The 13,623-nt window shown below is 71.6% G+C and carries 14 protein-coding genes; 6 read left to right on the top strand and 8 right to left on the bottom strand.

Features of this window, described 5'->3' with window-relative positions; genetic code table 11:
* Nucleotides 1-11: 11 nt before the first annotated feature.
* Both ABFX51_RS02930 and entS read right to left on the bottom strand, forming a co-directional pair.
* Nucleotides 12-815 carry an alpha/beta fold hydrolase gene (locus ABFX51_RS02930; protein ID WP_346051912.1) on the bottom strand — a complete coding sequence of 268 codons (804 nt, stop codon included), beginning with the start codon at nucleotides 813-815 and terminating at the stop codon, nucleotides 12-14.
* Nucleotides 788-2,044: an enterobactin transporter EntS gene (entS, locus tag ABFX51_RS02925; RefSeq protein WP_346051910.1), complete on the bottom strand. Its 1,257-nt coding sequence runs from the start codon at nucleotides 2,042-2,044 to the stop codon at nucleotides 788-790. Before entS ends, ABFX51_RS02930 begins: the two co-directional genes overlap by 28 nt.
* Before the next feature lie 68 nt (nucleotides 2,045-2,112).
* On the opposite strand from entS, the gene ABFX51_RS02920 reads away from it, so the two are divergent.
* From ABFX51_RS02920 to ABFX51_RS02910, 3 genes are read left to right on the top strand one after another with little or no spacing between them, the layout of a single operon-like run.
* Entirely contained in the window at nucleotides 2,113-3,648 is a 1,536-nt protein-coding gene (locus tag ABFX51_RS02920) for a (2,3-dihydroxybenzoyl)adenylate synthase (RefSeq protein WP_346051908.1), read from the top strand.
* Nucleotides 3,645-4,628: a FecCD family ABC transporter permease gene (locus ABFX51_RS02915; protein ID WP_346051906.1), complete on the top strand. Its 984-nt coding sequence runs from the start codon at nucleotides 3,645-3,647 to the stop codon at nucleotides 4,626-4,628. Before ABFX51_RS02920 ends, ABFX51_RS02915 begins: the two co-directional genes overlap by 4 nt.
* Complete coding sequence (locus ABFX51_RS02910; protein ID WP_346051904.1) at nucleotides 4,625-5,605, top strand: FecCD family ABC transporter permease; 981 nt, start codon at nucleotides 4,625-4,627, stop codon at nucleotides 5,603-5,605. Before ABFX51_RS02915 ends, ABFX51_RS02910 begins: the two co-directional genes overlap by 4 nt.
* On the opposite strand, the gene ABFX51_RS02905 is transcribed toward ABFX51_RS02910, so the two are convergent.
* On the bottom strand, nucleotides 5,582-5,980 hold the full coding sequence (locus ABFX51_RS02905; RefSeq protein ID WP_346051902.1) for a MarR family transcriptional regulator: 399 nt from the start codon (nucleotides 5,978-5,980) through the stop codon (nucleotides 5,582-5,584). The two genes, ABFX51_RS02910 and ABFX51_RS02905, sit on opposite strands and share 24 nt — an antisense overlap.
* Between ABFX51_RS02905 and ABFX51_RS02900 the strand changes: the two genes are divergently transcribed.
* Nucleotides 5,979-6,341 (top strand): tautomerase family protein, encoded by a 363-nt coding sequence (locus tag ABFX51_RS02900; RefSeq protein ID WP_091505090.1) that lies wholly within the window; start codon nucleotides 5,979-5,981, stop codon nucleotides 6,339-6,341. The two genes, ABFX51_RS02905 and ABFX51_RS02900, sit on opposite strands and share 2 nt — an antisense overlap.
* Before the next feature lie 8 nt (nucleotides 6,342-6,349).
* On the opposite strand, the gene ABFX51_RS02895 is transcribed toward ABFX51_RS02900, so the two are convergent.
* Nucleotides 6,350-6,928, bottom strand: a complete 579-nt coding sequence (locus ABFX51_RS02895) for a TetR/AcrR family transcriptional regulator (protein WP_091505091.1) — start codon at nucleotides 6,926-6,928, stop codon at nucleotides 6,350-6,352.
* 87 nt (nucleotides 6,929-7,015) lie between these two features.
* Between ABFX51_RS02895 and ABFX51_RS02890 the strand changes: the two genes are divergently transcribed.
* Nucleotides 7,016-7,909 carry an SDR family oxidoreductase gene (locus ABFX51_RS02890; RefSeq protein ID WP_346051900.1) on the top strand — a complete coding sequence of 298 codons (894 nt, stop codon included), beginning with the start codon at nucleotides 7,016-7,018 and terminating at the stop codon, nucleotides 7,907-7,909.
* Here ABFX51_RS02890 and ABFX51_RS02885 read toward each other — a convergent pair.
* The gene (locus tag ABFX51_RS02885; RefSeq protein ID WP_346051898.1) at nucleotides 7,906-9,168 is read right to left on the bottom strand and encodes a salicylate synthase; all 1,263 of its coding nucleotides are present in this window, start codon (nucleotides 9,166-9,168) and stop codon (nucleotides 7,906-7,908) included. The two genes, ABFX51_RS02890 and ABFX51_RS02885, sit on opposite strands and share 4 nt — an antisense overlap.
* A complete protein-coding gene (locus ABFX51_RS02880; protein ID WP_346051896.1) occupies nucleotides 9,165-10,445 on the bottom strand; it encodes a lysine N(6)-hydroxylase/L-ornithine N(5)-oxygenase family protein in 1,281 nt (426 codons plus the stop codon). The genes ABFX51_RS02885 and ABFX51_RS02880 overlap by 4 nt, the downstream gene beginning before the upstream one ends.
* A 108-nt stretch (nucleotides 10,446-10,553) precedes the next feature.
* Between ABFX51_RS02880 and ABFX51_RS02875 the strand changes: the two genes are divergently transcribed.
* Nucleotides 10,554-11,495: a methionyl-tRNA formyltransferase gene (locus ABFX51_RS02875; protein WP_346051894.1), complete on the top strand. Its 942-nt coding sequence runs from the start codon at nucleotides 10,554-10,556 to the stop codon at nucleotides 11,493-11,495.
* On the opposite strand, the gene ligD is transcribed toward ABFX51_RS02875, so the two are convergent.
* A complete protein-coding gene (gene ligD / locus ABFX51_RS02870) occupies nucleotides 11,486-12,457 on the bottom strand; it encodes a non-homologous end-joining DNA ligase (RefSeq protein ID WP_346051893.1) in 972 nt (323 codons plus the stop codon). The two genes, ABFX51_RS02875 and ligD, sit on opposite strands and share 10 nt — an antisense overlap.
* A complete protein-coding gene (locus ABFX51_RS02865; RefSeq protein ID WP_346051891.1) occupies nucleotides 12,454-13,530 on the bottom strand; it encodes an ATP-dependent DNA ligase in 1,077 nt (358 codons plus the stop codon). Before ABFX51_RS02865 ends, ligD begins: the two co-directional genes overlap by 4 nt.
* Nucleotides 13,531-13,623: the final 93 nt, after the last annotated feature.

Here is a 13,623-nt window from a genome sequence, read left to right as displayed (position 1 = left end):
GTAAGGGGAGGCTAAGGGTGTCCAGCCGCGAAAAAGGTGACGAGCGCGGCGTTGACCTCGTCCGGCCGCTCCAGGTAGCCGTAGTGCCCGCAGTCCGCGATCTCCAGGTACCGGGCGGACGGGATGGCGTCGGCGACCTCGCGGGCCAGGTACGCGGGCAGCCGCACGTCGTCGGCGAAACCGATGACCAGGCACGGGACTTCGATCGCCCGGTACGCCGGTAAGCGGTTTCCCCCGATGTCGAGGTGCAGCTGCGCCCGCAGGCCCGGGGTCCAGATCGTCGGCGACATCGTGAACAGGTCCAGCCAGTCCTGGACGGCCTTGTCGTCGTTGAGCGTGCGTGGCGACAGGTTCTCCATCGCCCGCACGACCGCCTCGTACCGCGCGGGCAGCCGCACGTCGCTCTCCCGCAGCTCCAGCTCGGCGTCGTGCATCGCGCGCCGCATCACGTCGGACCGCCCGCGCGTGGCCATCAGCACCGCCTGCGTGACCAGGTCCGGCCGCGCGAGCGCCAGTTCCGTGACCACCTGCGCGCCCATCGACGTGCCGGCGAAGCGGCACGGCCCCAGCCCGAGGTGCTCGACGAGCGCGGCCGTGTCGGCCACCAGGTCGTCGATCGTGAACCCGGTTTCGTCGCTCGCGACGCCCCGGTTGTCGAAGGTGATCACCCGGTAGCCGGCGTCGACGAGCGCGGGCACCTGGTGCAGGTGCCAGACCCGGCCCGTGGCGGCGGTCCCCATCACGAGCACGACCGGTTCGCCGGAACCGGTGTCCTGGTAAGGGATCTCTACGCCGTTGACGGCAGCGACGGGCATCGTTCTCCTCGCAGGCTAGCCCGGCGCAATGCGGGCAGGGTGAGGGCGACCAGGCACACGCCGACCAGGCACACGAGCCCGCCGCCGATCACCGCGCCCGGCGCGCCGAGCAGCCGGGCGGCGAGCCCGGCCTCGGCGTTGCCGACCGCGGAACCGCTCGTGGCCTGCGCGAGCCACAGGCTCGACACGCGGCCCTGCAGGTGGTCGGGGGTGTAGTGCTGCAGCAGCGCGCGCCGCAGGATTTCGGAGGTCGTGTCGGCGGCACCGGCGATCCCGAGGCACACCAACGCGAGCCACAGGTGCCCGGACAACCCGAGCGCCGTGATCGCCAGCCCCCAGCACAGGACGGACGCGATCAGCGCGCGGCCGCTGTGCCGGAAGCGGCCGGTCCAGCCGCTCGCGAGCGCACCGGCGAACGCGCCCACCGCGGGCGCGGTGTAGAGCAGGCCGACGGTCGACGGCCCGCCGCCGAAGACCTCTTCGCCCAGTTGCGGGAACAGCGAGTACGGCATCGCGAACACCATCGCCCACGCGTCGATCAGCAGCAATCCGGCAACCGTGCGGTCCTTGCGCACGAACCGGAACCCCTCCGCGAGGGCACGCAACGGGTGCTGCGGTTCGCGCTCGGACGGCAGCGGCGGAATGCGCCACATCAACGCGACCCCCGCGAGGTAGCCGACGGCGTCGATCGCGAAGCACGCCGCGACGCCCGGCCCCGCGGCGAGGAACCCCGCCACCGTCGGCCCGACCATCGCGCCGAACTGGCTCGTCACCGTGAACAACGCCCCCGCCGCGGCGAGCTGCGCCGGGGCGACGAGCGCGGGCACGGCCGCCATCAGCGCCGAACCGCCGAGCCCGTTGATGGCCCCGGCCAGCACGGCGGCGACGTAGACGAACCCGAGCAGCGGGTGCGGCAGCGCGGCGTTGACCGCGAGCCCGGCGAGGACGACGGCCACGAGCGTGCGCGTGCCGAGGATCAGGCGCCGCCGGTCCAGCCGGTCGGCCAGCACCCCACCGGCGAGCAACCCGGCGAGCAGCGCCAGCCCGAACACCAGGCTCACCAGCCCGACCTGGACCGAGGACCCGGTGAGCTGGTAGACGTGCAGGTTGATCGCGACGTTCGTCAGCGCCGTCGTGAGCACCGTGAGGGTCTGCGCGGTGAACACCCGCCGGTACCCGGAACTGGTGCGGAGCGGTGTGACGTCGATGACGAGTTCGCCGAGCCGCACGAGCACTCTCCCTCCGAGAACATCGGCTAGCCTAACCTAAGCTCGTCGCCTGACCCAAGGAGCTGCGGATGCTGGACGGGTGTGTGCCCTGGCCGGAGGAACTGGCCGAGCGCTACCGGGCAGAGGGGTACTGGACCGGAGAACCGCTGGACCGCCTGGTGCTGGCCGGGGTCGAGCGCCATCCGGACCGCGTCGCGCTGGTCGGCCCCGACGGCTCGAAGTGGACGTACGCGGAGCTGGACGCGTGGATCGCCCGCCTGGCGGCCGGACTCCAACCGCTCATCGCGCCCCGCGAGCGGGTCGTGGTGCAGCTGCCCAACATCCCCGAGTTCGTCGCGTTGTTCTTCGCGCTGCTGCGCATCGGCGCACTGCCCGTACTCGCGCTGCCCGCACACCGCGAGGCCGAGATCGTCCCGCTGTGCGAGCTGAGCGAAGCGGTCGCGTACTTCATCACCGAGGAGTACCGGGAGCTCTCGCGCGTGGTGACGAAAGCCGTGCCGGGGCTCAAGCACGTCATCGCGGCCGAGGACCTGCCCACGGCCGACCCCGTGCCGCTGCCCGAACCGGACCCCGCGGACGTCGCGCTCTTCCTGCTTTCCGGCGGCACCACGGGCACGCCGAAGCTGATCCCGCGCACGCACAACGACTACCTCTACAACGCGCGTGCGAGCGCCGGGGTCTCCGGCTTCGACGAGTCCACTGTGTACCTGGTGGCGTTGCCCGCCGCCCACAACTTCGCACTGGCCTCCCCCGGCTTGCTCGGCGCCTTCGCCGCGGGCGGGACGGTAGTGCTCGCTCCCGATCCCAGTCCGGACACGGCTTTCGCCTTGATCGAACGGGAGAAGGTCACCGTCACCGCGGTCGTGCCACCGGTCGCACTGCTGTGGATGGACGCGGCGGAGTTCGCCGACGAGGACCTCTCCAGCCTCCGGTTGTTGCAGGTCGGCGGGGCGAAGCTGAGCGCCGAACCCGCGAGCCGCGTGCGCGAATCGCTGGGGTGTGCGCTGCAGCAGGTGTTCGGCATGGCCGAGGGACTGCTGAACTTCACGCGCCTCGACGACCCCGAGGAGCTGGTCGTCACCACGCAGGGCCGTCCGCTGTGCCCCGCCGACGAGGTGCGTGTGCTGGAGAACGGCGAGCTGCTCACGCGCGGCCCGTACACATTGCGCGGCTACTACCGCGCGGAGGAGCACAACGCGCGGTCCTTCACCGAGGACGGCTTCTACCGCAGCGGTGACGTCGTGCGGCAGCTGCCGTCCGGGCACCTGGTCGTCGAGGGCCGGGTCAAGGACCAGATCAACCGCGGCGGCGAGAAGATCCCCGCCGAGGAGCTGGAAAACCACCTGCTCGCCCATCCCGCGGTGCACGACGCGGCGGTCGTCGGGATGGCCGATCCCGTGCTGGGCGAGCGGACGTGCGCGTTCCTCGTGATGCGTGGCGAGGCGCCGAAGCTGCGGGAGATCACGAAGTTCCTGCGGGAGCGCGGGGTCGCCGAGTACAAGCTGCCGGACCGGGTGGAGGTGCTCGACGCGTTCCCGCTCACGAAGGTGGGCAAGGTCAGCAAGACCGAGCTGGCCCGGCGCCTCGCCGGTGAAGCGGGGTGAGGGGCCGCGCACTCGGACTGCTCGCCGCCTTCGCGCTCCTGGTCCTCCTCGCGCTGCTGAGCGTCGCCGTGGGCGCACGCTCGGTCCCACTGTCCACTGTGGTCCACCTGCTGTTCGAACGCGACGGTTCCGACGCGTCGTACGTGGTGTGGGACCTGCGGATCCCCCGCACGCTCATCGGGATCGCGGTGGGCGCCTCGCTCGGGGTCGCGGGCGCGGTGATGCAGGCGCTGACCCGCAACCCGCTCGCCGACCCCGGTTTGCTGGGCGTGAACGCCGGGGCGTCGGCCGCGGCGGCGTTGTCGGTCACCGTGCTGGGGCTGACCGACCTGCGCGCGTTCGTGTGGTTCGCGTTCGCGGGCGCGGCGATCGCGGGCACCGCGCTGTACCTGATCGCCGGGCGCGGCGGCGCCTCCCCCGTGCGGCTCGCGCTCGCGGGGACCGCGGTGTCGGCGGCGCTGACCGGGCTCACGCAGGGGCTCACCCTCCTCGACCAGCAGACGCTCGACCAGATGCGCTTCTGGACGGTCGGTTCGCTGTCGCGGGCCGACGCCGGGACGCTCGTGCGCGTGCTGCCGTTCCTCGCGGTCGGTCTGGTGCTGGCGCTGCTGCTCGCGCGCCCGCTGAACGCGCTGGCGCTCGGGGACGACGCCGGGAAGTCGCTGGGCGCGCACCTCGGCCGTACGCGCCTGCTGTCGCTGCTGGCGGTGACGTTGCTGGCGGGCGCGGCGACGGCGGCGGTGGGTCCGCTGGTGTTCGTCGGGCTCGCGGTGCCGCACATGGTGCGGGCGCTGACGGGGCCGGACCAGCGGTGGGTGCTGCCGTACTGCGCGGTCCTCGCGCCGGCGTTGTTGCTGGCCGCGGACGTGGTGGGCCGGGTGATCGCGCGCGAGGAGATCGACGTGGGCGTGGTGACGGCGTTGCTGGGGGCGCCGGTGTTCATCTGGCTGGTGCGGCGGAGCAAGGCGGCTCGCGCATGATCACCTCTCGCTCGGTGGTGGTGTCCACTGTCCTCGTCGTCGCGACCGTGGTGCTCGCCGTGCTCGCCCTGGGTGTGGGCGCGATTTCCGTGGCACCGCTGGACGTCGTGCGCACGCTGCTGGGCAACGGCAGCAGGCTGACGAACTTCGCGGTGCTCGACCTGCGGCTGCCGCGCGTGCTGATCGCCGTGTGTGTCGGGGCGGCGCTGGGCATGAGCGGGGCGGTGTTCCAGAGCCTGTCCCGCAACCCGCTGGGCAGCCCGGACATCATCGGCTTCAACTACGGGGCGACGACCGGCGGGCTGCTGGCGATCCTCACGTTCGGCAGCGGCCTGCTCGGGATTTCGCTGGGCGCGGTCGCGGGCGGGCTGGTCACGGCGCTCGCGGTGTACCTGCTGGCGTGGCAACGCGGGGTGCGCGGCAGCCGGCTGGTGCTGGTGGGCATCGGGATCAGCGCGATCCTGCAGGCGGTCAACTTCTACCTGATCGTCAACGCGAAACTGGCAGACGTCTCGCGCGCGACGGTGTGGTTGATGGGCAGCCTCAACAACCTCGGCTGGGCGCACGTGTGGCCGGTCGTGATCGCGCTGGCGTTCGTGGTGCCACTGCTGCTCGCGGGCACGCGGCGGCTGAACATCCTCGAGATGGGCGACGATTCGGCGGCGGCGCTGGGGGTGCGGGTCGAGCGCAGCAGGCTGTACCTGATCGTCGTCGGCACGGCGGCGTGTGCGGTCGCGACGGCGGTCGCCGGGCCGATCGCGTTCGTGTCGCTGACCGCGCCCCAGCTCGCGAAGCGCCTCACGCGCGCGCCCGGGGCGGGTGTGCTCCCGGCGGCGTGGCTGGGTGGTTTCCTCGTGCTGGCGGCGGATTTCGTGGCGCAGCGCGTCGCCGGGAGCGGCACGCTGCCGGTCGGCGTGGCGACGGCCGCGCTCGGCGGGGTGTACCTGGGCTGGCTACTCCGCCGTTCCCGCCGATGACCCGGCGGCCGCTTCGTAGGCGAGCAGGGTGTCCACGAACAGGCGGCGCTGCTCGGGCGTCAGCGGCGTCAGGACCTTGCGCCAGGCCGCCGCGCCCCGGGCCAGCCAGGCCCTGATCGCGGGCTCCTGGTCCGGCGCGATGCGGATGATCCGCCGCCGCCGGTCGGCCTCGTCCTCGGTGCGTTCGAGGATCCCCTTCCGGTTCAGGTCGCCGACGAGCAGGTACGACAGCAACGAGAGGTGCCGGGGGCCAGCGCGAACGAGCGCAGCGACTCCGGCACCGGGATCTTCTTCCGCCCTGCCCACGAGCCGGGGCATGAGCAACAGCAGCGCGCGGACGGCGTCGTCCACCTCCTGGTCAGCAGCCGCGGGCATGACGGTCTCGTCGAGTGCTTCCTCGCTGATGTGCACGCTCGAGGTCGAACTGATCCAAGCACTGACCGACGCCATCGGGGACGTGTACGGGGAACAGTTCAGCCGCCTCGCGGGCGTCGACCTCATCGGCATCCCGCGGCGGCGCCGGGGCACGGGCGGCGTCGCGGGGAACGACGAAGTCCTGGTCACGCTCAACCTGCGGGAAGGCGCCTACCGCGTGCCGGACGCCCAGGCCCGGCTGATCACGGCCATCACCGACCGCGTGGTCGGCGCGCTGGGCGAGGACGTCCGGGACCGGGTCGTCGTCACCCTCACCGCGACGCCGGGCGGCTACATCGGAACCGGCGGCAAGGTGGCCTGAAGATCCCTTCACACGGACCGTTGCCCGATGACCGCGTGCAGCGAGAGCAGCGCATCGGACAGGTGCTCACGGAGGGGCCGGCCGTCGGCGGCCTCCGCCCAGGTCCGCATCGCCATCTGCTGGACGAGGACCCCGACACCGGCGGCGAGGAGCGCTGTGCCGGAGTCGACGCCCCGGGCACGCAGCGCCTCGACGATGGCGTCCGCGAGGGCGGCCCGCTTGCCCCATTCGCGTTCCCGTAGCTCGGGGTTGGCGTCGATGATCTCCCGGCGCCGGGCCACGGCGGCGCGGCGTTCCTCGAACATCACGTCGGCGGCGGCTTGCAGACCACGCAGCACGGCGTCGACGGGTGACACCGAACCGGCGCACGCGGCGATTTCGGCGACGACCAGCTCGCGCTGACGCTCGGACACGGGCCCGAAGAGCGCCTCCCGCTTGTCGGCGAAGTGATTGAAGAACGTCCGTTTGGTGAGCCCCGCGCGCTCGGCGATCTCGGCGACCGTGGTCCGCTCGAACCCCTGTTCGGCGAAGAGGTCGATCGCGGCCGCCTGCAGGCGGCCCACCGCGTCCGGTTCCCATCGAGGCATCCCGCTCAGCCTATCGATTGCACCAAGTGCAGTCACGGCGCTAGGGTGATTACATCAAGTGCAATCACTTGTTGAGGAGATCCAGCTGTGCACGTCTTCGTCACCGGCGCCTCCGGGCGCATCGCCGGCGCGGTCCTTCCCGAGCTGCTGGCCGCCGGCCACACCGTCACCGGGCTGGCCCGCTCGGACCAGGCCGCCACGACCGTCCGAGCGCGCGGAGCCGACGTGCTCCGAGGGGATCTGACCGACCTCGATGCCCTGACCACAGCGGCCCGCGAGGCCGACGGCGTCATCCACCTCGCGTTCCAGAACCAGGAGATGCGGGAAGGCGACCTGGCCGGAGCGGCCGCCACCGACCTGCGTGCCATCGAGGCGATGGCGGCCGCGCTGGAGGGCTCGGGGAAACCCTTCGTGGGCACAGCCGCGACGCTCGGGCTGATCCTGGCCGGATTCACCGGACGGCTCACCGAGGACGACGTGCTGCCCGGCGGTCCGCGGATCGACGCCGAGAACAGGGTGATCGCGCTCGCCGGGCACGGCGTCCGCTCCTCGGTCGTCCGGCTGCCGCCGACGGTGCACAGCCCCGGCCAGTACGGCTTCGCGTCGGCCCTGATCGCGATCGCCCGCGCCACCGGCGTCGCCGGTTACCTCGGCGACGGCGCGAACCGCTGGCCCTCGGCCGGCACCCAGGACGTCGGCCGCGTCTACCGCCTGGCGCTCGAGTCCGCGCCGGCCGGGTCCAGGCTGCACGCCGTCGCCGAAGAAGGCATCGCCCTCCGCGACCTCGCCGCGATGATCGGCCGCCGTCTCGGGGTCCCGGACGCGCCGGTAGCCCCGGAGAACGTCGAGCGGCACTTCGGCTTCCTCAGCGGCTTCATCGGCCTCGACAACCCGACCTCCAGCCGCGTCACCCGGGACCTGCTCGGCTGGACGCCGACCGGCCCCGGGCTCGGCGCCGACCTCGACAGCGAGCCCAGCTAAGCCGGCACGACGTAGGGCGCCACGCTGGTCAACTTCTCGCACGTCTCCTCGAACTCGCGTTCCGGGGTGGAGTCCGCGACGATGCCGGCGCCCGCACGCAGCCACGCGGCGCCGTCCTCCTGGTACACCGCCCGCAGCACGAGCGCCGCGTCCAGCGAACCGTCGTCGGAGGCCGTGAGCACCGCACCCGAGTACAGCCCACGCGCCTCGTCCAGCCGGGCGATCGCGTCGAGCGACTCCAGTTTCGGAATGCCGGACGCTGTCACCGCGGGGAACAGCGCTTCCAGCGCGTCCCACGCGGTCCGGCCGTCGGCGAGCCTGCCGTTGACCAGCGAAGCGAGATGCTGCACGCTGCCGCGTTCCTTGATCCCCATGAAGTCGCCGACGCGCACCGACTCCGGCGGGCACACCCGCCGCAGCTCCTCCTGCGCCGTGCGCACCGAGACCGCGTGCTCGAAGATCTCCTTCGGGTTCGACTCCAGCTCCGCGCGGGCCGCCGCGTCCTGCTCGCTCCCGCGCCCGAAGGCGCGCGTGCCCGCGAGCGGCTGCGTCGTCACCTCACCCTCGGGCGTCACGGTCACGACCACCTCCGGGCTGAACCCCGCGGCCTCCGCACCGCCCAGCCGCAGCAGGAACGACCGCGCCGGGGTGTTGGCCGCACGGCCCAGCTCGTACGTCGCGACCAGGTCGGCCTCGTACGGGATCCGCACGGTCCGCGACAGGATCACCTTCTGGTACTGCCCCTGCCGGATCTCCTTCACCGCCAACGCGACCCGATCGCGGTAGCCCGCCCCGTCCGCGCGCACGTCGATCGGCCGCGGCCGCGGCTCGGTGCCGGTGAACGGCTCACGCAGGATCTCCCGCACCCGGGCCTGCTCCTCCCCGGACACGGACACGCCGTCGGCGCCGAGGCGCACCTCCGTCCGCGGCACGATCAACCGCACCAGATCTCCCGCCGGCGCCGCGGCACCCCGCAGCCGCAGCCCGGACAGCAGCTTCGAGAATCCAAAGTGGACGAACCCGTACGCGCGCCACCCCGGCACGGGCAACGATTCCAGCGCCCGCCGCAACGCCGCGCCCGGCGAACCCGACCACTCGGTGTCCGACTCCACGATCCCGCGGACCCGGACGTGCGTCGCGTCGAGGGTGATGGTCGCGAGCGCGCCGCCCGCGAACGTCCACGCCCCGTCGCGCTCGTAGACGACGTAGTCCTCGAACCCCGCACGCGCCAGTGCCGCGACCGCCCGCAGCTCGTTCATGCCCACTCCTTCAAGGCGTAGTCGGCCGACCAGTCCGGAGCGGGACGGCGCTCGACGATCGAGGTGAGGATCTCGCCCACCCGGACGGCGGTGTTGGACAGCAGCGACGACGTGATCCCGTGCGAGTGCTCGGTGCCGCCCTGCAGGTAGATGGCGCCGCCGAGCCCGGGCGTGACGAGCCGGTAGTCCCGTTCGACACGCAGCCGGCCGTGCTCGTCGCGGCGGCACTCCCGCGCCAGCTCGCCCAGCAACGGCGTGGGATCGGCGGGCAGGTAGCCGGTCGCGTACACGAGCAGGTCGGCGTCGAGCACCGTTTTCTCGCCCGTGGTCAGCGATTCGACCGTGACGCGCACGGTGTCGTCCTCGGTGATGTCGGCGGGGCGCGAGGTGTTGAAGATCCGCAGCCGTTGCGTGCCCTGCACCTTCTCGCGGTACACGCGCCGGTACAGGTCGTCGATGAGGTCGAGGTCCACGGCCGAGTAGTTCGTGTTGGCGTGGTAGTTCATCAGGCGCCGCTTGACGTCCTCGGGCGCGGAGTAGAACGCGTCCACGCCTTCGGGGTCGAAGATCCGGTTGGCGAACGAGCTGTCGTCGGACGGGCTGAACCCGTAGCGCGCGAACACCGAGCACACCTCGGCCCCGGGGAACCGGTCGTGCAGGAAGGCGGTGACCTCGGCGGCGCTCTGCCCGGCGCCGAGCACGACGCAGCGGCGCGGTTCCCGCACGTCCTCGATGCGGTGCAGCAGCTCGGAGTTGTGCCAGATGCGGTCGCTGGTCTGCGCTCCTTCGGGCAGGTTCGGCCGCAACCCCGTGCCCACCACCAGGTTCCGCGCGCGGTACACCTCGCCGGCGGCCGTCCGGACCTCGAAGTACGGGTCGCCGCCGCGCACCGACACCACCTCGGCGCCGTAGGACACCTGGTCGCCGACCTGCGCCGCGGCCCACGCGAAGTAGTCGTGGAACTCGGTGCGCAGCGGGAACAGCGTCTTGTGGTTGATGAAGTCGACCAGCCTGCCGCGGCTGTGCAGGTAGGACAGGAAGCTGAAGCCGCTGGCCGGGTTCCGCATGGTGACCAGGTCCTTGAGGAAGGACACCTGCATCGTGGCGTCTTCGAGCAGCATCCCCCGGTGCCAGCCGAACCGCGGCTGCCGTTCCAGGAAGTGCGCCGTCACCGGTTCCGCCGCCCCGGCGTTGTGCTCGGCCACGGCGATCGCCAGCGCGAGGTTGGAGGGCCCGAAACCCACCCCGATCAGGTCGAACTCCGGTGGTACTGGCATGCCCTGTCCCATCTGTCGATGTACAACCGAGGCAACCCTAACCTAACTTAGGGAAGCCTCAACTACTACATTCGGGCGTGATGTTGATCCCCTGACGGAGGAGAGCCGATGCGGGTCGCGATGTTCGGGTACCAGACCTGGGGCCACCGCACGCTGCGGGCGTTGCTGGACTCGGAGCACGAGGTGGTCCTGGTGGTGACCCACCCGAAGAGTGACCACGCGTACGAGAAGATCTGGTCGGACTCGGTCGCGGACCTCGCCGCCGAGCACGGTGTGCCGGTCGTGCTGCGCAACCGGCCGGACGACCTGGTGCCGACGCTCAAGGAGGCCGAGCCGGACATCATCGTCGCCAACAACTGGCGCACGTGGCTGCCGCCGGAGATCTTCACCCTCCCCCCGCACGGCACGCTGAACGTGCACGACTCGCTCCTGCCCGCCTACGCCGGGTTCTCGCCGCTGATCTGGGCGCTCATCAACGGTGAGCAGGAGGTCGGCGTCACCGGGCACCTGATGGACGAGGAGCTGGACGCGGGCGACATCGTCGTGCAGCGCTCGGTGCCCGTCGGGCCGCGGGACACGAGCGTGGACCTGTTCCACAAGACGGTGGACCTCATCGAGCCCGTGGTCACCGAGGCGCTGGGGCTCATCGCGTCCGGGCGCAAGGACTTCATGCCACAGGACCGCTCGAAGGCGACATTCTTCCACAAACGGTCCATTGAGGACAGCCGGATCGACTGGAACTGGCCTGCCGAGCACATCGACCGGCTCGTGCGGGCACAGGTGGACCCCTATCCCAACGCGTTCACGTACCACCGCGGGCAGCGGCTGCGGATCGTGCGCGCCTCGGTTTCGCAGGGGCGGTACGGCGGCACGCCGGGGCGGATCTTCATCAAGGAGGGCGACGGCGTGGTGATCGTCGCCGGTGCCGACGCGCGGTTCGGGCAGAACCACGGGCTCGTCGTCGAACGCGTCCGCACCGAGGACGGCACCGAGCTCGCGGCGACGGACTACTTCCGCACGATGGGCGGCTACCTCACGGCTCAGCCCTGAGCCTTCTTAGCCCTACTCGGAGCGACGCGCGGTGGCTCGTTCGGCATCTTCGGGTAGACCGGCGGCCACGGCGCGTCCATCAGCCCGCTCTCCAGATCCCGCCGGGACATCTCCAGCAGCGGTTCGAGCGACTGCGGTGCACCGCCCGCCCAGGGATCGCCCTGCGCGGCGACCCGGGCGGGCACGGTGGCGATCGTCAGCTCCGCCGGTTCGACGCCGTCCAGCTCCTCCCACGCGATCGGCGTCGACACCTGCGCCCCCGCCCGCGGCCGCACGCACCACGCGCCGAACACCGTCTTGTGCGGGGCGTTCTGGTTGAAGTCCACGAACACGCGGGCGCCGCGTTCCTCCTTCCACCACTGCGCGGTGATCGACTCCGGGTACCGGCGCTCCAGCTCGCGGGCCAGCGCCACCGCCGCCGCGCGCACCTGGTAGCTGTCCCACCGGGGCTCCAGGTCGACGTAGAGGTGCAGCCCGCGTGAGCCCGTCGTCTTCACGCGGACCTCGATGCCCAGCTCCGCCAGCAGTTCCCTCGTCCGCAACGCGGCTTCGCGGACCTGCGGGAAACCCACGCCCGGCGACGGGTCGAGGTCGATGCGCAGCTCGTCGGCGAACTCCGGCGTGTCCGCGTGGAACGGCCAGACGTGGAACCCGATGCAGCCCAGGTTCACCGCCCACAGCACGTGATCGAGGTCGGCCGCGACGAGCGCGTCACTCTTCGTGCCGTTCGGCGTCGACACGACCGTTGTCCGCACCCACGACGGCGTGTTCTTCGGGACTCGCTTCTGGAACCACGACTTCCCGCTCGCGCCCTCGGGATAGCGCTCCAGCAGCAACGGACGGCCACCCAGCCGCGCGAGCAACGGCCCTTCCACCGCTTCGTAGTACCGGGCGAGATCGCCCTTGGTCTCGCCGCGCTCGTTGAAGTAAACCTTGTCCGGATGGGAGATCTCGACCTTCACGACCGCACCTCACCGAACAAAGTGGACAGTTCCGCCGGTGGTATCTCCTCCAGCTGACCGTAGGTGCACGACTCGGGCGTGCGGTCGGGGCGGAACCGCACCAGGCGCGTGCCGTGCCGGAAACGGCCGGACTGCACGTGTTCGTAGCGCACCTCGGCGACCAGCTCGGGCCGGACCGCCTCCCACGCCAGGTCCTTGCCCGCGCTCCACCGGCTCTGCCCGCCGGGCATCCGGCCGCCCGCCTCGACCTGCACCTCCGCCCAGCGGCGCCACGGATGCCCCTCCAGCGCGTTCTCCCGCAACGGCGCCAGTTCGTCGACGAGTTCCGCGCGACGGGCGACGGAGAAGCTGCTCGCCACGCCGACGTGGTGCAGCGTCCCGGCTTCGTCGTACAGCCCGAGCAGCAGCGAGCCGACGCCGTTGCCGTCCTTGTGCCAGCGGAACCCGGCGACGACGCAGTCGGCCGTGCGCTCGTGCTTGACCTTCCACATCACCCGCCTGTCCTGCTCGTACGGCTGGTCGGCGGGTTTGGCCATCACGCCGTCGAAACCGGCGCCCTCGAACCGGCGGAACCAGTCCTGCGCCACATCCGGGTCCTCGGTCATCGGCGTCAGGTGCACACGCGCGAACTCGCCGCTCACGATCGTTTCGAGCAGCCGCCTCCGTTCGGCGAACGGTTCCGCGGTCAGATCCCGGTCGTCGAGCGCCAGAAGATCGAAGACGACGAAACTCGCCGGGGTCTCCTCCGCCAGTTTCCGAACGCGGGAGGCGGCCGGGTGCAGCCGCAGCTGGAGGCTCTCGAAATCCAGCCCGTGTTCGGTGACGATGACGATCTCCCCGTCGACCACGCAGCGTGATGGCAGCGCTTCTTTCAGGAGGTCCACCAGTTCGGGGAAGTAGCGGGTCAGCGGGCGGTCGTTGCGGGAACCGAGCTCGACCTCGTCACCGTCGCGGAACACCACGCAGCGGAAGCCGTCCCATTTCGGCTCGTACCGCAGGCCGGGGGCACGCGGCACCTCGTGCACGGCTTTCGCCAGCATCGGCCGGACCGGCGGCATCACGGGAAGCTCCACCGACCGATCGTAACGCCACCCGACCGGGTGGCAGCTGTTTTCCCGCGTACGGGGTAGGGGAACCCGCCGGGAACGCCGGTCGGAAGGAGAACA

Source organism: Amycolatopsis dongchuanensis, from assembly GCF_039542405.1.
GTDB lineage: Bacteria > Actinomycetota > Actinomycetes > Mycobacteriales > Pseudonocardiaceae > Amycolatopsis_E > Amycolatopsis_E sacchari.
Note: the sequence above shows the minus strand (reverse complement) of the source record. Positions and strands in the feature narration are given on the sequence as shown.

Coding starts and splice junctions, on each gene's coding strand:
- ABFX51_RS02910 (WP_346051904.1), top strand. CDS start 4,625: ATGATCACCTCTCGCTCGGTGGTGGTGTCCACTGTCCTCGTCGTCGCG.
- ABFX51_RS02920 (WP_346051908.1), top strand. CDS start 2,113: ATGCTGGACGGGTGTGTGCCCTGGCCGGAGGAACTGGCCGAGCGCTAC.
- ABFX51_RS02905 (WP_346051902.1), bottom strand. CDS start 5,980: ATGCCCGCGGCTGCTGACCAGGAGGTGGACGACGCCGTCCGCGCGCTG.
- ABFX51_RS02900 (WP_091505090.1), top strand. CDS start 5,979: ATGACGGTCTCGTCGAGTGCTTCCTCGCTGATGTGCACGCTCGAGGTC.
- ABFX51_RS02930 (WP_346051912.1), bottom strand. CDS start 815: ATGCCCGTCGCTGCCGTCAACGGCGTAGAGATCCCTTACCAGGACACC.
- ABFX51_RS02895 (WP_091505091.1), bottom strand. CDS start 6,928: ATGCCTCGATGGGAACCGGACGCGGTGGGCCGCCTGCAGGCGGCCGCG.
- ABFX51_RS02880 (WP_346051896.1), bottom strand. CDS start 10,445: ATGCCAGTACCACCGGAGTTCGACCTGATCGGGGTGGGTTTCGGGCCC.
- ABFX51_RS02885 (WP_346051898.1), bottom strand. CDS start 9,168: ATGAACGAGCTGCGGGCGGTCGCGGCACTGGCGCGTGCGGGGTTCGAG.
- ABFX51_RS02875 (WP_346051894.1), top strand. CDS start 10,554: ATGCGGGTCGCGATGTTCGGGTACCAGACCTGGGGCCACCGCACGCTG.